General features: G+C 66.5%; 24 protein-coding genes and 3 tRNA genes. 17 read left to right on the top strand and 10 right to left on the bottom strand.

The window, feature by feature from the left end; translation table 11 throughout:
• Window positions 1–425: 425 nt before the first annotated feature.
• The 3 genes from ABDC25_RS00190 to ABDC25_RS00180 all read left to right on the top strand — a co-directional run bounded on the left by ABDC25_RS00190 (window position 426) and on the right by ABDC25_RS00180 (window position 3,074).
• Window positions 426–662, top strand: a complete 237-nt coding sequence (locus ABDC25_RS00190) for a hypothetical protein (RefSeq protein WP_152525980.1) — start codon at window positions 426–428, stop codon at window positions 660–662.
• Between the two features lie 172 nt (window positions 663–834).
• Entirely contained in the window at window positions 835–1,401 is a 567-nt protein-coding gene (locus ABDC25_RS00185) for a DUF1772 domain-containing protein (protein ID WP_347124195.1), read from the top strand.
• Between the two features lie 248 nt (window positions 1,402–1,649).
• Complete coding sequence (locus ABDC25_RS00180) at window positions 1,650–3,074, top strand: hypothetical protein (protein ID WP_347124193.1); 1,425 nt, start codon at window positions 1,650–1,652, stop codon at window positions 3,072–3,074.
• Window positions 3,075–3,283: 209 nt separating this feature from the next.
• Here ABDC25_RS00180 and ABDC25_RS00175 read toward each other — a convergent pair.
• Window positions 3,284–3,366, bottom strand: a tRNA-Leu gene (locus tag ABDC25_RS00175).
• 144 nt (window positions 3,367–3,510) lie between these two features.
• Between ABDC25_RS00175 and ABDC25_RS00170 the strand changes: the two genes are divergently transcribed.
• Genes ABDC25_RS00170 through pknB form a run of 7 tightly spaced genes read left to right on the top strand, consistent with a single transcriptional unit; the run spans window position 3,511 to window position 12,368 of the window.
• Entirely contained in the window at window positions 3,511–4,236 is a 726-nt protein-coding gene (locus ABDC25_RS00170; protein WP_347124191.1) for a DUF3662 and FHA domain-containing protein, read from the top strand.
• Window positions 4,233–4,754 carry an FHA domain-containing protein gene (locus ABDC25_RS00165; protein WP_021201356.1) on the top strand — a complete coding sequence of 174 codons (522 nt, stop codon included), beginning with the start codon at window positions 4,233–4,235 and terminating at the stop codon, window positions 4,752–4,754. Before ABDC25_RS00170 ends, ABDC25_RS00165 begins: the two co-directional genes overlap by 4 nt.
• 7 nt (window positions 4,755–4,761) lie before the next feature.
• A complete protein-coding gene (locus ABDC25_RS00160; RefSeq protein ID WP_021201357.1) occupies window positions 4,762–6,063 on the top strand; it encodes a PP2C family serine/threonine-protein phosphatase in 1,302 nt (433 codons plus the stop codon).
• Window positions 6,060–7,445 (top strand): FtsW/RodA/SpoVE family cell cycle protein, encoded by a 1,386-nt coding sequence (locus tag ABDC25_RS00155; RefSeq protein ID WP_021201358.1) that lies wholly within the window; start codon window positions 6,060–6,062, stop codon window positions 7,443–7,445. The genes ABDC25_RS00160 and ABDC25_RS00155 overlap by 4 nt, the downstream gene beginning before the upstream one ends.
• Before the next feature lies 1 nt (window position 7,446).
• Complete coding sequence (locus tag ABDC25_RS00150; protein ID WP_029268158.1) at window positions 7,447–8,901, top strand: penicillin-binding transpeptidase domain-containing protein; 1,455 nt, start codon at window positions 7,447–7,449, stop codon at window positions 8,899–8,901.
• On the top strand, window positions 8,898–10,634 hold the full coding sequence (locus ABDC25_RS00145; RefSeq protein ID WP_031208170.1) for a protein kinase: 1,737 nt from the start codon (window positions 8,898–8,900) through the stop codon (window positions 10,632–10,634). The genes ABDC25_RS00150 and ABDC25_RS00145 overlap by 4 nt, the downstream gene beginning before the upstream one ends.
• 45 nt (window positions 10,635–10,679) lie before the next feature.
• Complete coding sequence (gene pknB / locus ABDC25_RS00140) at window positions 10,680–12,368, top strand: Stk1 family PASTA domain-containing Ser/Thr kinase (RefSeq protein WP_031208171.1); 1,689 nt, start codon at window positions 10,680–10,682, stop codon at window positions 12,366–12,368.
• Window positions 12,369–12,401: 33 nt separating this feature from the next.
• Here pknB and ABDC25_RS00135 read toward each other — a convergent pair whose 3' ends face one another.
• The 3 genes from ABDC25_RS00135 to ABDC25_RS00125 are packed head-to-tail and all read right to left on the bottom strand — an operon-like array spanning window position 12,402 to window position 14,009.
• Window positions 12,402–13,034 (bottom strand): aminodeoxychorismate/anthranilate synthase component II, encoded by a 633-nt coding sequence (locus ABDC25_RS00135; protein ID WP_347124187.1) that lies wholly within the window; start codon window positions 13,032–13,034, stop codon window positions 12,402–12,404.
• Window positions 13,031–13,186 (bottom strand): hypothetical protein, encoded by a 156-nt coding sequence (locus tag ABDC25_RS00130; protein ID WP_021201363.1) that lies wholly within the window; start codon window positions 13,184–13,186, stop codon window positions 13,031–13,033. Before ABDC25_RS00130 ends, ABDC25_RS00135 begins: the two co-directional genes overlap by 4 nt.
• 28 nt (window positions 13,187–13,214) lie before the next feature.
• Entirely contained in the window at window positions 13,215–14,009 is a 795-nt protein-coding gene (locus tag ABDC25_RS00125; protein WP_029259477.1) for a class E sortase, read from the bottom strand.
• A 113-nt stretch (window positions 14,010–14,122) separates the two neighbouring features.
• Between ABDC25_RS00125 and ABDC25_RS00120 the strand changes: the two genes are divergently transcribed.
• The gene (locus ABDC25_RS00120) at window positions 14,123–14,362 is read left to right on the top strand and encodes a cell division protein CrgA (protein ID WP_021201365.1); all 240 of its coding nucleotides are present in this window, start codon (window positions 14,123–14,125) and stop codon (window positions 14,360–14,362) included.
• A gap of 210 nt (window positions 14,363–14,572) precedes the next feature.
• Here ABDC25_RS00120 and ABDC25_RS00115 read toward each other — a convergent pair whose 3' ends face one another.
• Together ABDC25_RS00115 and ABDC25_RS00110 are read right to left on the bottom strand one after the other, a co-directional pair.
• Entirely contained in the window at window positions 14,573–15,472 is a 900-nt protein-coding gene (locus ABDC25_RS00115) for a rhomboid family intramembrane serine protease (RefSeq protein WP_021201366.1), read from the bottom strand.
• A 21-nt stretch (window positions 15,473–15,493) separates the two neighbouring features.
• Window positions 15,494–16,051, bottom strand: coding sequence for a peptidylprolyl isomerase (locus ABDC25_RS00110; protein WP_021201367.1), 558 nt, complete (start codon window positions 16,049–16,051; stop codon window positions 15,494–15,496).
• A 147-nt stretch (window positions 16,052–16,198) separates the two neighbouring features.
• On the opposite strand from ABDC25_RS00110, the gene ABDC25_RS00105 reads away from it, so the two are divergent.
• Entirely contained in the window at window positions 16,199–16,699 is a 501-nt protein-coding gene (locus tag ABDC25_RS00105; RefSeq protein ID WP_029259475.1) for a hypothetical protein, read from the top strand.
• Window positions 16,700–16,755: 56 nt separating this feature from the next.
• Window positions 16,756–17,211, top strand: coding sequence for a YbaK/EbsC family protein (locus ABDC25_RS00100; protein WP_315069047.1), 456 nt, complete (start codon window positions 16,756–16,758; stop codon window positions 17,209–17,211).
• A 24-nt stretch (window positions 17,212–17,235) separates the two neighbouring features.
• Here the strand turns inward: ABDC25_RS00100 and ABDC25_RS00095 are convergent, their stop codons facing one another.
• Complete coding sequence (locus ABDC25_RS00095) at window positions 17,236–17,658, bottom strand: NUDIX hydrolase (protein ID WP_021201370.1); 423 nt, start codon at window positions 17,656–17,658, stop codon at window positions 17,236–17,238.
• A 137-nt stretch (window positions 17,659–17,795) separates the two neighbouring features.
• Here ABDC25_RS00095 and ABDC25_RS00090 point away from each other — a divergent pair, with 137 nt between their 5' ends.
• From ABDC25_RS00090 to ABDC25_RS00075, 4 genes are all read left to right on the top strand, one after another.
• On the top strand, window positions 17,796–18,242 hold the full coding sequence (locus ABDC25_RS00090) for a hypothetical protein (protein WP_021201371.1): 447 nt from the start codon (window positions 17,796–17,798) through the stop codon (window positions 18,240–18,242).
• 165 nt (window positions 18,243–18,407) lie between these two features.
• Window positions 18,408–19,532, top strand: a complete 1,125-nt coding sequence (locus tag ABDC25_RS00085; protein WP_347124183.1) for a Xaa-Pro peptidase family protein — start codon at window positions 18,408–18,410, stop codon at window positions 19,530–19,532.
• 35 nt (window positions 19,533–19,567) lie between these two features.
• Window positions 19,568–19,942: an HNH endonuclease signature motif containing protein gene (locus ABDC25_RS00080; RefSeq protein WP_021201373.1), complete on the top strand. Its 375-nt coding sequence runs from the start codon at window positions 19,568–19,570 to the stop codon at window positions 19,940–19,942.
• Between the two features lie 30 nt (window positions 19,943–19,972).
• A complete protein-coding gene (locus tag ABDC25_RS00075; RefSeq protein ID WP_167254961.1) occupies window positions 19,973–20,434 on the top strand; it encodes a GNAT family N-acetyltransferase in 462 nt (153 codons plus the stop codon).
• 6 nt (window positions 20,435–20,440) lie between these two features.
• Here ABDC25_RS00075 and ABDC25_RS00070 read toward each other — a convergent pair whose 3' ends face one another.
• The 3 genes from ABDC25_RS00070 to ABDC25_RS00060 all read right to left on the bottom strand — a co-directional run bounded on the left by ABDC25_RS00070 (window position 20,441) and on the right by ABDC25_RS00060 (window position 22,119).
• Window positions 20,441–21,694 (bottom strand): CDP-alcohol phosphatidyltransferase family protein, encoded by a 1,254-nt coding sequence (locus ABDC25_RS00070; RefSeq protein WP_347124180.1) that lies wholly within the window; start codon window positions 21,692–21,694, stop codon window positions 20,441–20,443.
• A gap of 252 nt (window positions 21,695–21,946) precedes the next feature.
• Window positions 21,947–22,019, bottom strand: a tRNA-Ala gene (locus tag ABDC25_RS00065).
• Between the two features lie 26 nt (window positions 22,020–22,045).
• Window positions 22,046–22,119: transfer RNA gene (locus tag ABDC25_RS00060), tRNA-Ile, on the bottom strand.
• Window positions 22,120–22,137: the final 18 nt, after the last annotated feature.

Here is a 22,137-nt window from a genome sequence, read left to right as displayed (position 1 = left end):
GTGCCGCCTCGGTCGATAGGGCATGGCGGCGTGAAGGAATCAACTCGTGGCCCGACGAGGCCATCACCGACGAACTTGTTGCCGCGGCCATCGCCAGCGGTCCCGCAGACGTCATGCTCACCCACGAGCCTCCGGCCCGCACGCCCGTGCGCGGCGTGCGGGAGGCACTTCGCAAGAATCCGATGGGCTTCCCCGATGACGCTCTAGCGGAATCTGCGGCCTCTCGCGCACACGTCGCCGAGGTTTGGTATTCCGCGCGCCTTGAGCTGCTGTTGCACGGCCACATGCACATCGCGAGAGGCCGGGTTACGGCGAGTAGCGAGCCTAAGATGCGATGTCCAAGAAGGTAGTCCTGTGTTTCTCGACGTGCGCACCTTGACGTTGAAGACCCCGAGCCTGCGGCAGATCCGAGATGCGGCAGAAGGATGATGTTGGCCAAGGCGAGGAACCCGTCGGCCGACATCATCGGCCCCTGCTACAGCGGCGAAGTTCTGCAGACACTGGCCACCGGGACCAACTCCAAATGGACGTGGTCCCAGTGGCTGATCGCCCGACCGGAGGGCGACGGCGTGGAGCCCAGCGCCATCGAGCAGTTGCGCGCAGGTCACCTGGATGATGTGCTTCGTGACGCCCGGCACGACGCCTGGGTGTGGAGCCAGTGAGCACCTGAAGACGTTGAACCATGGCCGCGGCACGCCGGCTGTTCGAGCATCCACCGTGGCTCATTCTTATACTTCCGCGAAGTATAAGAATGAGCCGCGGCAACCTCGACGCGATGAAGCAACTCCTGGGCGTACTCAGTCACGGAGACAGCGGCCACAAAGGAGGCGCCCGATGCGCAGCCGGTTCCCGGTGGAGCCCCGGGCCCGAATTTTCGACATGCGGACTCTGCGGCTGGAGGCGCCCGGGTTTCGCGAGATTCGAGAATGGCGACAAGAAGTTCCGCATCCGAACCCGCGGTCGGATGCGTGCCGTAGATTGCCCTACGTGGAGCTCACCGACATCCTTGCCACCATCGGCCTCGTTCTCCTCGCGCTCGGCGGAGGAACCTTCTGGGCGTTCTCGACCGGAGTCATGCCTGGCCTGGGCCGCGCGGACGACGCGACATTCGTGACGGCGATGACATTGATCAACCGTGCCGTCATCAACCCGATGTTCCTTCTGCCGATCTTCGTACCGCCCTTCTTGCTCTTCTGGGCAGGGCTGCTCGACCTCGAGGATGTGCGCGGATGGATGCTCATCGCCTCAGGGGTTCTCTTTTTCTTTGGGGCCATCGTCGTGACTGTCGGCGGAAACGTCCCGCTGAACAACACGCTCGACCGCTCGACATCGACCCCGACTGTCGCCCGCACCGCATTCGAGCGCCGCTGGAACCTGCTGAACGGCGTGCGATCAGCGTAGTCCGTTGGCGCACTCGGGCTTGCCGTTCTCGCCGGCACGCTCTAAGCCGGGGTTCCGTGCCCCGCGCTGATCGATCCTCGATCTCGGTAGAGCCAAGGCCCGCAGCACCCACGACAACCCCCACGGACTCGTCCGGGTGACTGGCCTAGACGAGCCAGCTGCGTCCAGTGATCTTCAGTGGCGCCCATACGACGACCTCATCTGCCTCGCCCAGGTCGCGCGAGATTCTAGTTCGCGAGGACGTCAACATGATCAATATGCGGCTCGCCGAGACCCGGTCCCGCGCCCATACCGGCTCCCGTCTGATCGGCAACGCTGCGGCGGTGACCCAGAAGCGACGTCGCCTCACGCTCGCGGAACAGGTGCGCGCGGAAGCTGCGCGTGACCAGGTCCGTACCGACCGCAGCCGCTGGGTGCGACAGGCACTCGTTGACGCGTCCGTCGCGCTCCTCCCACAGCGCTACCGCGACCGCTACAACGGCGATGTCTCCCTGGACTCGACAAACGTTCCCATCCTCGGCAAGGTGCACTCTCGTGCGACGACCCTCGTGCGTAACGGCAAGCCACTCGATGACCCGGAGGTCCTCGAGTACAGCAAGACCCTCAGCCCCGGCGGCCTGGCAACCAACGTCGACTTCTCCGCCGGCACCTACAACCACGAGCACCGCGACGACAAACCGAAGGCACCACCCATCCCCGCCTTCGAAATGGACATCGTCACCATGATGGACACCGAAGGGTATGACGAGAAACGCCACCCCGCCTTCTGCCGACTCATCACCGGCATCGGCTTCCACCGCCCCGGCAACATCAAGCACGCGCCCCGGGAAGCCATGCACCAGCACTCACGCAGCTTCGAGCAGCGCGGCATCGCGGCCGCTGACCGCGCGTTCAACGGCCAGAAGCCAGAGAACTTCCAGCAGCCCCTGCGCATCGACGGGTGGGAGTTCGCGTTCGACTACAAGAAGGACCAGTTTGGGGTCCAGGCGACCGTCCCTGGATACCGCGTCATCGTGGTCGATGGCGCGCTTTACGTGGACTACATGCCCAAGCGCCTGCGATACATCACCTACTGGTTCCACAATGACCAAGCCGACCCCGACACCGGCGAGCTCTTCACACGGCAAGACGTCGAAGACGCCATCGAAGCCCGCAAGGCCTACGCGCTGAAGCGGCACGGGAACATCCGCTCGGAAGAAGCGCACCGAGGCAAGCAGCGCTTCACCTACCCCGAGCCCCGCACGTACATCGCATTCGACCCCGCGACCGGCAAGAGAATCTCCGCGACAAAGAACAACCTGCGCGGCAGCTTACAGCTGGACCCGCACGCTGACGTCGTCCGGCATCTCCAGCGCTACCCCTGGGGTACGAGCGAGTGGAAGCAGGCCTACGGCCAGCGCAACCAGGTCGAGTCCGTCAACAAGTCCATCAAGCACACTCGCTTCACCGACCTCGAGTCCGCTGCGAAGCGACCGGGCCGTGGCGAGACCTACCACAGCCTCGCCACGGCCCTGATGGCAGTCGCGTACAACGTGCGCGTCCTCGTGCGCGCGCTCATCCAGGAGTGCACGCCGGCAGGCAAGCGACGACGAAAGTCGAAGAAGAGGTACTCGGCGGCGAACGAGCTGAACGTCAGGCCGGCGACAAGAGAACCGCTCGCCCCTCCCGCGTAACCCGCTCGACGCCCCGAACAGAACAAGCAGACGGATAGCCCCTCGAGGGGCTATCCGTCGTGGACTGAGACTGCGGCGAGCGCCAATTCACTGATAAGAACGCCGTCTAGGCCCGAAAATGAAGCGGCGGCTGCCCCGATTTTCATCGAAGCAACCGCCGAACTCGCATTTCATGAACTGATTCAGAGTCTTTTCATGAACCAGCCCTGTGCGCGAGGGGGGACTTGAACCCCCACGTCCTTACGGACACTGGCACCTGAAGCCAGCGCGTCTACCATTCCGCCACTCGCGCGTGTGTCTCGTTCCGAAGAACTCAACTTCCCAAAGATATCATGCGTTTTCGGCCTCGTTGCACATGCCTGGAGGGTCATCGGCGGCGTTCCCCCAGGACACCTGGCTACGATGTGTCTACCAGTCGGCATGCCAGAGGAGCCCAGTGGGACTACTTGACAGCTTTGAGAAGGGTCTCGAACGCGCAGTTAACAGCGCGTTCGCCAAGACCTTCCGCAGCGGCATCCAGCCAGTGGAGATCGCTTCGGCGCTGCGGCGCGAAGCCGACACGAAGGCTGCGGTCGTCAGCCGCGACCGCATCATCGCCCCCAACAGCTTCGTCGTGCGCCTCAGCGCCGACGACGCCGAACGGATGCGCGGGCTCGGTGGTGCCCTCACGGACGAGCTGCACGCTCTTCTCACCGCGCACGCCAAGTCCCAGGGATACAGCTTCTCCGGACCGCTCGCCATCACTCTCGAGGCCGATGAGAAGGTCGCCACCGGCACGGTGCGTGTGAGCTCGGGAACGGTCGAAGGTCGTGTGACCTGGCAGGCCGTGGTCGACGTCGACGGCCGTCGTCATTCGATCTCCCGTGCCCGCACCGTGATCGGCCGCGGCTCGGATGCCGACATCACGATCGCCGACGCCGGTTCGAGTCGGAAGCACGCCGAGATCCTGTGGGATGGCGAACGCGCCATGATGCGCGACCTCGGCTCCACCAACGGCACGAAGGTCAACGGCCAGAAGCTGCGCGAAGCCGCGCTCCCGAGCGACACCACCATCACGATCGGACGCACCGATCTGGTGTTCCGCGTCGTCCCGGTCGCGTCACCCTCGCGTCCTGCACCCCGCGGCGACGACGCCACCCGAGCGTTCGGAGCCCTCGGGTGAGTGAACTGATCCTCCTTCTGCTCCGCATCGGGTTCCTCATCCTGATGTGGTTCTTCGTGTTCGGGGTCGTGTATTCGTTGCGTGCCGACCTGTTCGGCGTGCGAGTGCGCAAGCTCCCCGCAGAGGCGGCGGCAGGGTCGGCCGCCGCGCCGGTCGCAGCCCCTGCGGCACCGGTGGCGAAACCGGCATCCGCTCGCCCTTCCACCGGTCCGGCCACGGTCGCGACCGCCAAGCGGCTCGTGATCACCTCCGGCCCCAAAGCGGGCCTCGAGCTGCCGCTCAGCGCCGACTCCCTCACGATCGGCCGCTCCAGCGAGTCCGCTCTCGTGATCCGCGACGACTACACGTCCAGTCACCACGCGCGCCTGATGCTGCGCGGCGACAGCTGGGCGATCCAGGACCTGGACTCCACCAACGGCACCTTCGTCGCGGGCCAGCGCGTCTCCGGCTCGCCCGTCGCCCTCTCGCTCGGCACCCCGATCAAGGTGGGCGCCACGACCTTCGAGCTGCGAGCCTGACGCCGGCATGGTCTTCGAGGGCTCGAGCGTCGCGATCTCCCACACCGGGAAGGTCCGCTCCAACAACCAGGATTCCGGATACTCCGGGGCGAATCTCTTCGTCGTCGCCGACGGCATGGGCGGGCACGCCGGCGGAGACGTCGCCTCCAGCATCGCGATCCAGCGCCTGGAGCCCCTCGACCAGCCCTATGCGTCGACCGAAGACGCGCAGGCCTCGCTGCAGGCCGCCGCGACCACCGCAGCGGGCGACCTGATCCGCGCCGCGAAGGACCGCCCCGAACTCGCCGGCCTCGGCACCACGGTCAGCGCGATCATCATGGTCGATGAATACGCGGTCATCGGCCACATCGGCGACTCGCGCATCTACCTGTACCGCGACGACGCACTGACGCAGATCACCGCCGACCACACCTTCGTGCAGCGTCTGGTCGATTCGGGCCGCATCACGCCGGAGGAGGCGCGCTACCACCCCCGCCGTTCCGTGCTCATGCGCGTGCTCAGCGACATGGACTCCGATCCCGAGCTCGACATGTTCGTGATGCACACGCAACCAGGCGACCGGTGGCTGCTCTGCTCCGACGGCCTCTCGGGCGTGGTCGACGAACCGCACATCCTCAAGGCCATGCAGCTCGGCCTCGCGCCCGGCCGCACTGCCGACAACCTCCTCAAGCAGGCTCTCGACGGCGGCGCGCCCGACAACGTCACGATCGTCCTCGTCGACGTGGGCGGGCAGCATCCGATCCACTCGGGCACGCCCACGATCGTCGGCTCGGCATCGAACCCCGACGGCGTCTACGTGCCTCCGGTCCGACCTCCGCGCGGCAACTGGCTGCACCCGGTGCGCCAGGCCGCGAACGAGCCGAGCCACTTCGAGCCGGCTCCCGAGTACCTCGAGGAGCTGATCGAGGAGGATCGCCGTCGCGCCAAGCGCCGTCGTCTCGGCTGGATCGCCGGTGCCCTCGTGGTGATCGTGATGCTCGGCGTCGCCGCCTTCGCCGCCTACAGCTGGACCCAGACGCGCTACTTCATCGGCGCCGACGAGGACAGCGTCGTGATCTTCCAAGGCGTGCAGCAGAACATCGGGCCGATCACGTTGTCGACTCCGGTCGAAGACACCGATATCCTCCTCGCGAATCTGCCTCCGTATCAGCGGGCATCGGTCGAGCGCACGATCACCGCACGATCTCTGTCCGATGCGATGGCGATCGTCGACCGACTCCGCGCCGGGGCCGACGCGAATACGATCGAGACCCCGCTGCCCACCCCCATGCCGACTCCTGTCGACACGCCGGCCGGGGGTGAGGGATGAGCACCGACGTCGCCGCCGACACCAGCGTCATCAAGGCGCTCAAGCGCATCCGGATGCCGCAGAACCAGCGCAATCGCGAATTCTGGCTGCTGCTGTTCGCCTGCGCGATCAGCGGAGCCGCCCTCACGCTCGTGCAGCTGGGCGCACTCGGCGTGATCGACCCGATGATCCTGGCTATCGGCGGCGGTCTCGCCGCCCTCGCATTCGCCCTGCATATCGTGCTCCGCTTCGTCGCGTCCGACGCCGACCCGTTCGTCGTGCCCATCGCGACCCTCCTCACCGGCCTCGGCATCGCGATGATCTATCGGATCGACATCGCCTTCGAGAACACCGGCTGGAACGCCTACTCGACCAAGCAGCTCGCGTGGACCGCGATCTCGCTCGCAGGTGCGATCGCGGTCGTCATCCTGTTGCGCAACTACCGCGTGCTGTTCCGCTACACCTACATCTTCGGCCTGGCCGGAATCCTGCTCCTGTTGCTGCCGTTCGTCCCCGGGCTGCGCATCCCCGATGCGAATGCGGCGGTCTGGGTGTCGCTCGGCGGTGCCTTCGCCTTCCAGCCGGGCGAGCTCGCCAAGATCTGCCTGGCGATCTTCTTCGCCGGCTATCTGGTGCGCACCCGCGAGAGTCTGACGTCGGTCGGCAAGCGGGTGCTGGGCATCACCTGGCCCCGTATGCGCGAGCTCGGACCTGTGCTCGTCGTCTGGCTCATCTCGCTGGGGATCATCGTGTTCCAGCGCGACCTCGGAACCGGAACCCTGATCTTCGGGATGTTCGTCGCGATGCTCTACGTCGCGACGGGGAAGACCAGCTGGGTGCTCATCGGCCTGGCCCTCGTGGTCGCCGGCGTGGCACTCGCGACGCAGATCCTCAGCTACGTGCAGGGACGCTTCATCAACTGGCTCTTCCTCTTCGACGCCGACCAGGTCGATCCCGACGGCGCCGGCTACCAGCCCATGCAGGGACTCTTCGGCCTCGCACGCGGCGGACTCATGGGCACCGGCTGGGGCCAGGGCCGTCCCGAGGTCACCCCGCTGGCCCACAGCGACTACATCATCACCAGCCTCGGCGAAGAGCTCGGCCTGATCGGGCTGTTCGCGATCCTCTGCCTCTACATGGTGTTCGTCAGCCGCGGCATGCGCATCGGCCTCGCGGGTCAGGACGATTTCGGAAAGCTGCTCGCCACCGGACTCTCGTTCACGATCGCTCTGCAGGTGTTCATCATGGTCGGCGGCGTGACCCGCCTCATCCCGCTGACGGGTCTGACCACTCCTTTCCTCGCCGCGGGTGGCTCCTCCCTCGTGGCCAACTGGCTCATCGTGGCGCTGTTGCTGCGCATCTCCGACGGTGTGCGCCGTCAGCCCCGGGTGGTGATCGGCTGACATGACCAAGGAACTCCGTCGCCTCAGCATCATCATGCTGTTCATGTTCATCGCACTGTTCGCCGCGACCAGCTGGATCCAGGTCGTCGAGGCGGATGCGCTGGCCCAGAACAGCAACAACAAGCGCACGCGCCTCGACAGCTACGAGATCCAACGCGGATCGATCATCGTCGACGGGGTCGCGATCGCCAACTCGGTGCCGAGCGACGACCGGTACCAGTTCCAGCGCGTCTACACGGATGCGGCGCTGTGGGAACCGGTCACCGGTTACTTCAACCCCGCCTTGGGCTCGAGCACCGGCATCGAGAAGGCCATGAACGCCGAGCTCTCCGGCACGGGGTCGAACGCGTTCCTCGGCGAGGTCGAGCGCATCCTCTCCGGCCAGCCGCAGCGCGGATACAGCGTCGAGCTCTCTCTGAACACCGCGGCGCAGCGGGCTGCCTACGAAGCCCTCGGCGACCTCAAGGGCGCGGTCGTGGCCATGGACCCGAAAACCGGACGCATCCTCGCGATGGTCTCGACTCCCGGCTTCGACACCAACCTGATGGCGACGCATGATGCGAACGCTGCGAACGCGACCTACGATCAGCTGGTCGCCGACGCGAACAAGCCGTTGTCCAACCGGGCGATCGCCGGTGACCTCAACCCTCCCGGCTCGACGTTCAAGGTCGTGGTCGCGGCTGCCGCCTATGCAACCGGCAAATGGACTCCGGATTCCACGCTGCCCAACCCGATCGCGTATACCCTTCCCGGTTCGAGCAACCGCGTCTCCAACGCCTGGGGGGGCACGTGCGGTCCGGGTGAGACCGTCACGATCGCCGAGGCGATCCGTCTGAGCTGCAACATCCCGATGGCCGAGCTGGCCGTCGAGCTCGGTGACGACACCATCCGCGAGATGGCGGACAAGCTGGGCTTCAACCAGTCGTTCGACACGCCGCTCACGTCGACGCCGTCGAGCTACCCGCGCGGCCTCGACGACGCCCAGACCGCGCTGACCGGATTCGGTCAGGGAAAGGTCACGGCGACCCCGCTGCAGATGGCCATGGTCTCGTCCGGATTGGCGAACGACGGCATCGTGATGAACCCGCGGATGGTCGACGCCGTCATCGGCAACGACCTCTCGGTCATCAAGGCTTTCCAGGACAGTGAGTTCGGACGTGCGATGGAGGCCGATGTGGCGAACAACGTCACCGCGGCGATGGTCGCGAGCGTCGCAACGGGCGCGGCCCAGGGTGCAAGAATAGACGGGATCGACGTGGCCGGTAAGACGGGCACCGCAGAGAACGGAAACAGGCCGCACACGTTGTGGTTCACCGGCTTCGCGCCGGCGAACGACCCCGCGGTCGCAGTAGCGGTCGTCGTCGAAGACGGCGGCGGACAGGGACAATCAGGGAGCGGCGACACCATCGCGGCTCCGATTGCGAAGAAGGTCATAGAGGCGGTGCTGGGCAGATGAGGCCGACGCAGGGTGTGTCGTTCGGTGGTCGTTACGAGCTGCAGTCGCGTATCGCGATCGGTGGCATGGGCGAGGTATGGGAGGCGACGGATCACGTCATCGGACGTACCGTCGCCATCAAGATCCTCAAGGACGAGTACATGGGGGACCCCGGGTTCCTCGAGCGTTTCCGTGCCGAGGCGCGGCACGCTGCTCTCGTCAACCATGAGGGCATCGCCAGCGTGTTCGACTACGGCGAGGAGAACGGCAGCGCCTACCTCGTCATGGAACTGGTGCCGGGCGAGGCACTCTCGACCGTGCTCGAGCGCGATGGTGCGCTGAGCGCCGACAAGACTCTCGACATCGTCGCCCAGACGGCTTCCGCGCTGCAGGCAGCCCACGCGGCCGGTCTCGTGCACCGCGACATCAAGCCGGGAAACCTGCTGATCACGCCCGACGGCCGCGTCAAGATCACCGACTTCGGCATCGCCCGCATCGCCGACCAGGTGCCTCTCACCGCGACCGGCCAGGTCATGGGCACGGTGCAGTACCTCTCGCCCGAGCAGGCGTCAGGTCACCCGGCATCGCCAGCGACCGACACCTACTCGCTCGGCATCGTCGCGTACGAGTGCCTGGCGGGCAAGCGTCCTTTCACGGGCGAGTCGCAGGTGGCCATCGCGATGGCGCAGATCAACGAGCAGCCGCCGCCCCTGCCTCCGACCGTCCCGATCCCGGTGCAGAACCTGGTCATGGCGATGATCGCCAAGAAGCCCAGCGATCGTCCCTCGTCGTCCGCGACGGTGGCACGAGCGGCCCAGGCCCTTCGCCGGGGCGATCTGAACTCCGCGGCCATCGCTGTGCCGGCGATCGCGACCGGTGGTATCGCCGGCGGCGACGACGCGACCCGACTCCTGAATGCCTCCGGCGACGACGGCACCACGCGCATCCTTCCCACCACCGCTCAGCTTCCCACGGAGGAAGCCGTGGAAGAGGAGAAGAAGAAGAAGCGCAGCCCCTGGACCTGGCCGCTGATCGCTCTGATCGCGCTGCTGGTGATCGTGCTCGGCGGCACGGTGTGGGCGATGCTCGCGAACCAGGGCGGCGACGCCGACCCCACGGGGTCGCCGAGCAGCAAGCCGACCCAGACGCAGACGACTCCACCGCCGAACACCCCGACGCCGGAGGTGACGCGAGTGGATGTGACCGCCCTGAACCTGAACGGCATGGACTGCGGCGCGGCCACCTCCACGCTCAAGGGCGCCGGCTTCAACAGCGAGATCACCTGTGTCGACGGAGACCCGGCACCCAGCGATGAAGAGGTCGGAAAGGTCTACCGCGTGGCTCCCACCGGCAACGTGGAGACCACCCAGGCGATGACCCTCACGGTCTACGCCGCTCGTGCCGGTCTGCCGACCCCGACCGACGCCCCGACCATCACGGGCAACCCTGTCGCCGGCTCGACGGTGACCATCTCCTGGGGCACCGGATTCACCTGCCCCAGCGGAACCACTCTCTCCGGCTACGTCGTGTCGGTCCAGAACGGCACCTTCGTCTCGGGCGGCCCGAACTTCCAGCCGACGCAGCGCAACACGCAGGTGAAGATCGCCGACGCCGCGGGACAGCAGCTCATCGTCAGCTACCAGGGCATGTGCTCCGGCGGCGACCAGCGCACCTCCGCCGCGTCTCCGCCGCTCTCGGTGACGATCACGGCGGCCACCGACCCGGGCGATGGGAACAGCGGCACCGACGGGTAATCTGTAGTTCCAGTTCAGCAAGCGTAGTTTCCAGGGGGGTCTTCCGTGTCCACAGAGCCACAAGTCATCGCGGGTCGGTACCGCGTCGACGAGCTCATCGGGCATGGCGGAATGGCGAAGGTGTACCGCGGGTACGACCTGACGCTCGGGCGCGAGGTCGCGATCAAGATCCTCGATGCCGACCTTGCGCGCGACACCACCTTCCGTAACCGGTTCCGCCTCGAGGCCCAGGCGGCGTCGCGCATGTCGCATCCGTCGATCGTCCGCGTGTTCGACGCCGGCGACCCTTCGACGAGCGAGATCGGCTCCACGGAACCGCCGTACATCGTGATGGAGCTCGTCAAGGGCACCCTCCTCAAGGACATCATCGCCGCCGGCCCGGTGCCGGCCACCGATGCGGTCCGCTACGTCGACGGAATCCTCGAGGCGCTCGACTACTCGCACCGCGCCGGTGTCGTGCATCGCGACATCAAGCCCGGCAACGTGATGGTCACCGACAAGGGTCAGGTCAAGGTGATGGACTTCGGCATCGCCCGAGCCGTCTCCGACTCGTCGTCGACCGTCGCCGAGACCACCCAGATCATCGGGACCGCCGCCTACTTCTCACCGGAGCAGGCGAAGGGCGAACCCGTCGATGCTCGTGCCGACCTCTACTCCACCGGTGTCGTGCTGTACGAGCTGCTCACGGGGCGGCAGCCGTTCCGTGGCGAGTCGCCGGTAGCGGTCGCCTATCAGCACGTCAGCGAGACTCCCGTTCCTCCCACCGAGGTCAACGAGGACGCCCCGCGGAATCTCGACCCGATCGTGCTCCGCGCGCTCGCCAAGGACCCGTACCAGCGCTATCCGGATGCCGCGCACTTCCGCGCGGCGCTCGATTCCGCGATGACGGGAAACGCTCCGACCCGCAAGGAGCTCGGTGCGCTGACCAGCGAGCTGTACGGGGCGAGCCCGCGGCAGGCGCAGGAGACCGCGCGATCGCTTCGCCAGTTGAGCACGGACACGACCATGACCAGAACCCAGTCCGGTCCTCCGGTCGCCTGGATCTGGGCGGGCGTGGCGCTGCTCGCCGTGTTGTTGGCCTCCGTGCTGTTCTGGGTCGTCACGATCAGCATGCGGCCCACTGAGGTGTCGAGCACGTCGCGCACCATCCCCAACCTCGTCAACGTGTCTTCGGAACGGGCACAGGACGACCTCGCCGCACTCGACCTCTCATCGAAGATCGTGATCGAGACGAGCTCCGAGGTGACGGAGGGGAACGTGATCCGCACCGACCCCGAAGCGGGAGTGTCGGTGGAAGAGGGTTCCACGATCACCCTGTACGTCTCCAAGGGAGAGGAGACCGTGGTGATGCCGAAGATCGAGGGGATGGCCCTCGACGATGCCACGAAGGCCCTCACGGCGGCCGGCCTCGAACTCGGGACCGTCATCCAGCGCAACGACAAGGCCCTGGCGACGAACACGGTCATCTCCGCCAGCGAGAAGGCCGATGCGGAGTTGGATCCGGGAACCGTCGTCAATCTCGTCGTGGCCAGCGGCAAGGTCACGCTGACCGACCTCGTCGGCTGGACCGTCGATGCCGCCACGACAAACCTCGCGGACCTCGGTCTGGTCGCTGTGCCGACGGAGACCGCGGAGTGCCCCGCGACGGAGCCGACCACGGTCCACTCGATGTCGGTGGCGCCGGGTGACGTTCCGGTGGGCTCCTCGGTCCAGATCTTCTTCTGCACCGGATAGCACCGTCGGGCGTATGCCCCCGCCCGACGCTGTTCAGCGAGCCAGCGGGTGAAGTTCCTCAGCGCGCCCGACGGCGTTCGCGTCGCCGCACAGCTCCAGCCAGTTCGCCAGGAGCCGGTAGCCTCCCTCGGTCAGCACGCTCTCCGGATGGAACTGCACGCCCCAGAGGGGCTGATCGCGGTGAGCCAGAGCCATCACGGTTCCGTTCTCGGTCCAGGCGGTCACGACGACTTCGGAGGGCAGATCGGAGGCCGCCAGCGCGAGGGAGTGGTAGCGCCCGGCGTCGAACGGCGAAGGGATCCCGGCGAACAACGCGGAGCCGTCGTGCGTCACCGCCGAGACCATGCCGTGCATGAGCTCGGGCGCTGCGGCGACCGGAGCCCCGAACGCCTCGCCGATCGTCTGATGCCCGAGGCACACCCCGAGCGTCGGCACCCGCAGGCGAGCGGCGATGCGCACCGCGTCGAGCGACGCACCCGCGTCGACGGGTGCACCGGGGCCCGGAGAGAGCATCAACGCGTCGTACTCGGGAAGGATCCGCTCCAGCTGAGCCGCATCCGTGGCATCGGATTCGATCATCACCGTGTGCGCGCCGAGCTCGCTCAGGTATCCGACCAGTGTGTGCACGAAGCTGTCGTGGTTGTCGACCACGAGAACTCGCGTCATTCGACGTCGACCTCACCGGGGGCGATGATCGGGCTCACCCAGGGGAACACGTACCAGAAAAGGCCATAGAGCACGGCGGCGATGACGACCACGAGGATGAGCACACGCAGCCACCACGGTCCGGGCAGCAGGCGCCAGAGTGCGGCGTACATCAGTCTTCTCCCTTATGACTGTCCACGATCACACGGATGGTGCGGCCGGCGGGGGCGGCGGGTCGGTCAGCGCGGTCGGCGGTCCCTCGGCCCGCGGCTGGAAGCTCTCGAACACCCCGTAGGCGACGATGCGCTCCGCCAGCGAGTACAGAGGCGAGCAGGCGGTGAGGGTGATGTACTGCTCGCCGGTCTGCTGCTCCGGCATCTGCGGCACATCGGCGAGCACATCGGTCTGCGAGGGCTTCACGTACTCGAGCGTACGGAAGCGGTAGGTGTACCAGCCGTCGGGCGTCTCGACGACGATCGCGTCGTTCAGCTGCAGCTTGTCGAGTTGGTTGAACGGCTTGCCCCACGTCGTGCGGTGCCCGGCCAGGGAGAAGTTTCCGACCTCGCCGGGCATCTTGGAGTTCGTGTAGATTCCGATGCCCTGCTGATCGAGCGTGCGCGCACGGCTCGTACCCCCGAAGATCCCGAAGTTGTACTCGGCTCCGAAACGGGGGATGTGCATCTGGCCGAACCACTGCGCGTCGGCCGGGGCTGCGGGCACGGGTGGGATGTAGGTGGAGGTGCCGTCTTCGCCCTCGACGACCGGGGGGAGCGCGGGTGCCTCCGCCTGCGCGAGGGCTTGGGAGACGGCGGCACCCTCGTCGTTCTTCTGTGCACTGATGATGATGTCGCCGATCCACATCTGCCAGGCCACGAAGAGGAGAACGACCACGCCTGCCGTCAGAAGGAGCTCGCCGAGTACGCTCGCGAACGTCGCACGGGAGCGTGGTCGCTGCCGGCGCGGACGTCGCCCCCCAGGCGCGACGGATGCAGTCATGCGGTGATCATATCCGGGAACGCTGGGCGGATGCCGTGGCGTCACCGTCTCGCCCTCTGTCCCAGGGCCTGCTCGACCTCGTCCGAGACAGGTCTCATGGGTACAATGACGGAATGGCACGTGACCGCAAGACTGAAGAACCCGCCGTCGAGCGCGCTGAAGGCGACGCCGCTCCCAACGCCGTGTGGTTCAAGCCGGTGATGATCGGGTTCATGCTCCTGGGTCTCGCCTGGATCCTGGTGTTCTACATCTCCGGCATGCAGTACCCGATCCCGGGTCTCTCCAATTGGAACCTGGCGATCGGACTCGGTATCGCGCTGATCGGATTCCTGATGACCACCCGCTGGCGCTGACGCCTCACTCCTTCTTCCAGAAAGGCCCTCTCGCGATGCGAGAGGGCCTTTCTCATGTCAGCAGCGAAGTACGACTCACGTAAGGGAACGGCCCCGTTCCCGCCCCACAAGCCACCCAGAGCGAAAGTTATCCACAGCCCTCTCCACAGCCTGGGGAGAATTACACCGTTGTTATTAACAGGGGTTAACAACCCTGTTAACAACTCTGGATCAGGACAAAAGGATGAGCGGCGGCACGAACGCCACCACAACGATCAACAGGACGACCAGAGCGGAGAGCAGCACGATCTGCAGGGTGCGCTGGTCTCGTCGCTTCGTCTTGACGTAGATGAACGCCACCAGGGCTCCGATGAGCAGGCCGCCGAGATGTGCCTGCCAGGAGATCCGTCCGCCGCCGAATACCAGGCCGTAGACGAAGTTGATGCCGAGGATCACGAGAAGACCCGTGACGTTGGCACCGAGGTGTCGACCGACGATGAGTAGAGCGGCCATCATGCCGAAGATCGCGCCGGAGGCACCGACGGTCGAGGTCAGCGGCGCGAGCACCGCCACCATGACCGAGCCGCCGAGACCACTGATGAGGTAGAGAGCGAGGAAGCGAACGCGACCGAGCATGGGCTCGAGGCTCTGTCCGAGCATCCACAGGGCCAGCATGTTGAGCGCGAGGTGGATGAAGCCGCCATGGGCGAAGATCGCGGTCAGCAATCGCCAGGGCTCGAAGGGCAGCGGCGACAGGTTCGGATACAGATACGGCGCCGCGAAGAGCAGTTGGCCGGTGATCTGCTCGCCGATACCAGGGATCAGCTGCAGCAGTCCGATGAACGACGTGACCGCGAGCAGCGCGTAGGTCACCACCGGCTTGCCGCTGCGAGCCATCGCCATGCTCGCTCCACCGCTGCCGCCCCAACGACGGGCCGCCTTCTTCTGGGCCGGGGTGCGGTTCTTGCGGTCGGCGTTCATGCACTCCGGGCAGATGACGCCGACGGGCGCCTGCGTCTGGCACTCGGGGCAGATGGTGCGCATGCACCGTTGGCAGAGCACGAAGCTCTGCCGATCCGGATGCCGGTAGCAGAAGTTGTCGCGATTGCTCGTGAACTCAGGCGTGGTCATCCGGATCGGCCGCAGCTGTCGTCAGGCCGCGACGATGTCGATCGACTGCAGCACGACCGGCTCGACGGGACGGTCGCCCGCACCGGTCTGCACGGCGCCGATCGCGTCGACGACGGCCTTGGAAGCGTCATCGGCGACCTCGCCGAAGATCGTGTGCTTGCCCTGCAGCCACGGCGTCGGGTCGGTGGTGATGAAGAACTGCGAACCGTTGGTGCCCTCGGGCTTGCCGGTGATGGCGTTGCGGCGGAGACCGGCGTTGGCCATGGCGAGGATGTAGGGCTCGTTGAAGTTGAGCTCCATGTTGATCTCGTCGTCGAAGTTGTAGCCGGGGCCGCCGACGCCCTGTCCGAGCGGGTCGCCGCCCTGGATCATGAAGTTCGGGATGATGCGGTGGAAGATGACGTCCTTGTAGAGGGGTCCCTCGCCGGGCTTGCCGGTGGCGGGATCGGTCCACTCCTGGGTGCCGTCGGCGAGGCCGACGAAGTTCTTTACCGTCTTCGGGGCGTGGTCACCGAAGAGGTTGATGACGATGTCACCGTGGTTGGTGTGCAGGGTTGCGACATGAGAAGCGTGAGCCATGTCCTCATTCTCGCAGAGCTTCCGGTGAGTTGGCCGTGGTATCTACCCCTGATGAGGCGAAGAAGCAAGGGCCGGGCGATTCCCGCCCGGCTTCCAGCCTCTCGTGGCAAGATGGGGAACCCGTACTCCAATGGACAGGAGAGCATCGTGAGCCTCAGCCGCAAGCGGAAGAAGGAACTGCGTCGTCTTCAGAACGACGCGAACCAGCTCTGGGAGAACCAGCAGGTGCTCGTCGGTCACGCCGCCGATGTCGCCCGTGAGGCCGGCCGTCAGCTCGGCAACCTCAATCGTGAGCAGGTCGTGCCGGTCATCCAGGACACGTACAACCGCCGTGTCGCCCCGGTCGTCGACCGTGGCGTGAAGATCGGCAAGCACGTCGTCGACGACAAGTTCGTCCCGATCGTGGGCGGAGTTGTCGGTTCGGCACTCAGCGCGTGGGACGTCGCCAACGCCAAGCGCCACGGCGTCGCCGTGCAGGTGCGCAAGGCGACCAAGCCGCAGAAGTCGGGACCGGGCCTCGGCTCCGTCATCGCGATCATCCTCGGCGCTGCTGCGGCCGTCGGTGTGCTCTACGCCGCGTGGCAGACTCTGCGCGCCGACGATGAGCTCTGGGTCGCGGACGACCCGCTCGCCGCACCCGACGCGTGACCCCGTCTGATCCCGCCTCCGTCGCCTCCGGTGACGGAGGCGATCAGCATGCACGGGTGCGGGACGCGGCGGCCGCTCGAGGGCTCGACATCGAGATCCGTGAACGTCCCGCCGCCGGCAGCCTGTTCGAGGCGGCCGAGCTCCTCGGCATCCCTCCGTCGGGCATCGTGAAGACCCTCGTGGTGAAGCGGTCCGATGACACGTTCCTGTTCGCGCTCGTGCCCGGTGGCCGCTCGATCTCGTGGCCGAAGCTGCGGGCGCTGGTCGGCGTCAACAAGCTGCGGCTGCCGGAGCCCGAGCTTGCGCTCGCGGCCACCGGTTACGAACGCGGAACCATCGTGCCGATCGGCAGCACGACCGATTGGCCGATCTACGCCGACGAGTCGATCGTCGGTCAGCGCATCGCCATGGGTGCGGGGGCTCACGGATACAGCTTGTTCGTCGACGCCGACGACCTGATCGCGGCCTACGGCGCGACCGTCGCCGACATCTCCGTCCCCGAAGAGCGCTGATCCCGGGCGGCGGCGCAGCTCCTGTCAGAGGATGCCGGCCATCCGCAAGGCGATGTCGACCAGCTTGACGCGCTGCAGCTCGGCAACCGCCTTCAGGGGGAACCACTCCGCCATGTCGGTCGAGCCGCCGGTCTCGAAGCGCAGTTTGCCGCCCGTGACCTCGGCCCGATACAGGATCCGCAGGGTATGCAGCGGATCTGCAGCCTTCTGCACGCGTCGACCGGCGGGGATCACCCGCGAGTGGATGCCGAGGAGTTCACCGACCTTGACCGTGTAACCGGTCTCCTCGCGCAGCTCACGACGCACGGCATCCTCCGGAGACTCTCCCGCTTCGAGTCCGCCGCCCGGCATCGTCCATGCCACCCGGCGACCCTCGGTCCAGCGCGCCAGCAGCAACCGCCCGTCGTCATCGGTGACGACCGCGTACGCCGCCACACGCAGGTCCATGGATCACACACTATCCGTCGGCGACGACAGTCGATGACCGTACGTCCTGCCGAGATCGATCACGAATCGAGAAGCGCATCGCCACCCGGCGTCCGTAGTGTGATCTGCACACCGGACGCACGTCGAGAGGACCGATCATGGCCGAGAAAGAGAAGAACTTCAGCGCTGAGGAACGCGAGGCCATGCAGGCCGCCGCGAAGGAGGCCCGCACCCGGCGCTCCCGCGCGAAGAAGTCCCCGGAAGAGCTTCGAGCGGCGGGAGAGGCCGACATCAAGGAGGCGATCGAGAAGCTCACTCCCGAAGACCAGGCGCTGTCGAAGAAGCTGCACGCCCTGGTCTCGGAGGTCGCCCCGGAGCTCGTACCGCGCACCTACTACGGAATGCCGGCATGGGGCCGCGACGGCAAGGTGCTCTGCTTCTTCCAGCCGGCCAGCAAATTCAAGGTGCGCTACGGCACGTTCGGGTTCGAGCCCATCTCGAACCTCGACGACGGCACCGTCTGGCCTACTGCCTACGCGGTGACCGACCTCACGAAGGCCGATCTGGAGTTCCTCGCCGAGCGCATCCGCGTCGCCATCAGCTGACCACCGCGGAGGGGGAGCGGCTGAACGACCGCGCCCCTCCGTTCAGCCGTCGATGATCTGCGGCATTGCGACCGGGGCGAGTCGCTCAGCCCCGACCGTGCGCGCGAAATGGATCGAACCATGAATCGGATGCCCTGCGAGCACCCGCGCAGTAGCGTGGAGCCCGTGAGCACATTGCCCTTCCCCGCTTCCGTGTACGCCGCCCGCCTCAGCCGTGCCGCATCCCTCGCCGCCGAGGCCGGGCTCGACGCCATCATCGTGGGCCCGGGTCCCGATCTGCAGTATCTGGTGGGCGTCGAAGGCGACACCATCGAACGACTCACTGCGCTGGTCATCGGCCCCGACGTCGCGCCGACGATCGTCGTCCCGCGGATGGAGCTCGCGAAGGTGCGCACCACGGCGGTCGGAGAGCTCGCACTCGCCGTCGCGGACTGGGTCGACGGCGAAGACCCGTACGCACTGGTCACCGCATCCGTCGGCACCGTATCGCGCGTCGGCGTCTCCGATGCCCTCCCCGCCCTGCACGTGATCCCGATCGGTGAGCGACTGGGTGTGCGTCTCGAACTCGCGACGCCCGTGCTCCGCGAGGGCCGCATGGTCAAGGACGCCGAGGAGATCACCGAGCTTCGCCGCGCCGGAGAGGCGATCGATGCGGTGCACCGCCGCGTGCACGAGTGGCTTCGGGCCGGACGCACCGAGCGCGCGGTCGCCGCCGACATCGCCGATGCCATCGTCGCCGAAGGACACCGCACGGTGGAGTTCGTCATCGTAGGATCCGGCCCGAACGGCGCCGATCCGCACCACGAGGTCTCGGACCGCGTGATCGAGGACGGCGACATCGTGGTGGTCGACATCGGAGGGGCAGTGCCGAGCGGCTACAACTCCGACAGCACCAGGACCTACGTCGTCGGCACTCCCGACCCCGCTGCCGCCGAGCGCATCGCGGTGCTCGTACGCGCTCAGCAGGCAGCAGTGGACGCCGTGCGTCCTGGCGCCACGGCGGCGGAGGTGGATGCTGCGGCGCGAAACATTCTCGCCGACGCCGGGCTGGGTGAGGCGTTCCTGCACCGCACCGGCCATGGCATCGGCGTCTCGGTGCACGAGGAGCCGTACATCGCTCCGGGCAACGACCTGGTGCTTCGCGAGGGCATGGCATTCAGCATCGAGCCGGGTATCTATTTCGCCGGCTCCTGGGGTGCCCGCATCGAGGACATCGTGGTCGTGACCGCGGTCGGCGGCGAGCGGTTGAATCTCGCGCCACATGAGGTGACCTCGGTGGGCCAGGGCTGAGGCGCGTCGAGCGCTCACCGCGATAGCATCGGCCCATGCGCCGCCGCCGCAAGGTCTCTTCCGCCACCGCGTCGCCGGCGACCCGTGCCCGCTATGCCAAGCGCCGACAGAACCGGCTCGCCCGCGTCGACAACGACCTCACCGACGAGCAGTGGTACGACTTGATGGATGCCTGGGGCGGGTGCGCGTACTGCGGTGGGGACGGTGCCGCCCTGCAACGCGACTGCATCCAACCCGTGTCGCGCGGCGGCCGCTACACGCTCGAGAACGTCGTCCCGGCGTGCGCCTCGTGCAACGCGAGCAAGCACAACGACGAGGTCACCGGCTGGCTGCGGCGCAAGAAGCTCGACGAACGCACCTTCCTGGTTCGTCACGCCACGATCCTGCGGAGCCTTCGACCCGTCGAGTGAACCTCCGCACCACTTCGTTACTCTCGAGTCATGACGACGATCGCACCGATCACGACCCAGGACCGTGCCGAGTGGGACGACCTGTGGAGCGGCTATCTGTCCTTTTATGAGGAAGCCCTCGACCCCTCGACCACCGATGCCACCTTCGAACGCCTCATCGACGCCGATTCCGGCGTCCATGGCGCGCTCGCCCGCGACGAGAGCGGCACCGCAGTGGGGATCGTCCACTGGTTGACGCACCCCTCGACGTGGGCGACGACGGACTACTGCTACCTCGAAGACCTGTTCGTCGCACCCGGCGTGCGCGGTGGCGGGGTCGGCCGGGCTCTGATCGCGCACGTCCGCGCATGGGCTGAGCAGCAGGGCGCGGCGAAGGTCTACTGGCTCACGGCCGAGACGAACACCACCGCGCGCGGACTGTACGACCGCCTCGCCACCCGCTCGGGGATGATCCACTACGAGATCGACCTCGAGACGCGCACCGAGGTCTGAGGAGCCTCAGCCTTCGCGCACACTCAGTTTCTGCGTGATCATGGCACGGGCGTACTGGGACGCCGCGATGTAGTGACCGACGATCCCGATCAGGAACAGCAGGAATGACATCCCGACGATCCAGCTCAGCGACACCAGACCCGACTCACTCAGCGCACTGCCGAGGAGGACGCCGAGGAGTCCGACGAAGATCAGAGCCGTCCGGACCTTCCCGACCATCGTGACCGGGACTGCCGGGTTTCCTCGGAAGAAGAGCAGGGCGGCCGATCCGAGCAGGACGTCGGGGATGAGCAGCAGCACGAGCGTCTCCCACGGGATGAGATGCCCGAGCGTGAAGGCGACGGCCGTGACGACCACCGTGATCCGGTCGGCGACCGGATCGAGCCAGGTGCCGAGGGCGGAGACGCTGTTCGTCCGCCGCGCGAGCCAACCGTCGAGCCAATCCGTCAGGAAGACCAGGCCGATGACGACCAGCGCGGCCCACAGCATCCTGGCGGTGATCAGCCAGAGGAACACCGGCAGCAGGAGCAGGCGGATCCCGGTGATGAGGTTGGGCCACGTGCGCCATTCGTCTTCACGGAAGAGACGGTCGACGACGGTGGGCTGGATGGGCGCAGCATCATCGGTCGCATCGACGGCGCGTGCGAGCGACCGGGTGCGGATGAATCGCACCGCGAAGAAGACGACGCCACCGGCGACCACGACGAGGAGCAGCACGTTGCTGATCGGTCCCAACGCCTTGGTGACGGCGTCGAGGGATGCCCTCAACAGGAACCCCACGCTGACGTAGATCGCAGCCCAGGTCGCTGCTCCGGCGAGCGAGGCGAGCAGGAACGACGGGTACCTCACCTTCGCAACGCCCGCAGCAGCCGGGGTCAACGTGCGAACGACAGGGACGAGTCGTGTGAGGAAGACGGCGATCGCACCGCGCAGGTGGAGGATCTCGACGGCCCGATCCCATCGATCGATCCCGAGTCGCTTGACCAGTCTGAGATCACGCATGCCGACGCCGAAGTGTCGCCCGAGGAGATAGCCGACGTGGTCTCCCGCGCTTCCCGCGACGACGACCACGAGGAACATCACCACCACCGCCCAGACGTCGGAGAGCGAAGCGGAAAGGAAGACGACGATCGTCTCACCGGGCAGGAAGAAGCCGAGGCCCAAGCCGTTCTCGAGGAAGGCGAACAATCCGCCGAGGGCCCAGACCAGAGGGTCGGGAAGGGCTGATGCGGTCGTCCTCACCCATTCGAGGATGTCCATGTGTCTCCTGAGTCTTGCGAGCTGGAGCCGGCCCTGCCATGTGCGGGGGCGACATTGATCTGAAGCAGCTCAGCACGAGGCAAGCTCTACATGGGTAACACGCTACGTGAAGTATTCACTCCCTCGCGTCGTCCACCGGGACGATTCGCGTCCCCCCGTGGGCGGAGATGCACAACCAGGCAGACGCGATGGGTCGACACCCGCCTCAACAGAAGAAGCCCCCGGCCGGGGGCCGGGGGCTTCTCGATCCTGTGGAGCCTAGGAGATTCGAACTCCTGACATCCTGCTTGCAAAGCAGGCGCTCTACCAACTGAGCTAAGGCCCCGTGAGGGATTTTCTTGAGTTAAGGAGTGGGGCTACCAGGACTTGAACCTGGGACCTCTTCATTATCAGTGAAGCGCTCTAACCGCCTGAGCTATAGCCCCGTCAACCTCCAAGACTTT

This window comes from Microbacterium sp. SY138 (assembly GCF_039729145.1).
In the GTDB taxonomy this organism is placed as follows: Bacteria; Actinomycetota; Actinomycetes; order Actinomycetales; family Microbacteriaceae; genus Microbacterium; species Microbacterium maritypicum_A.
This window is presented reverse-complemented; position numbering and strand designations above follow the sequence as displayed.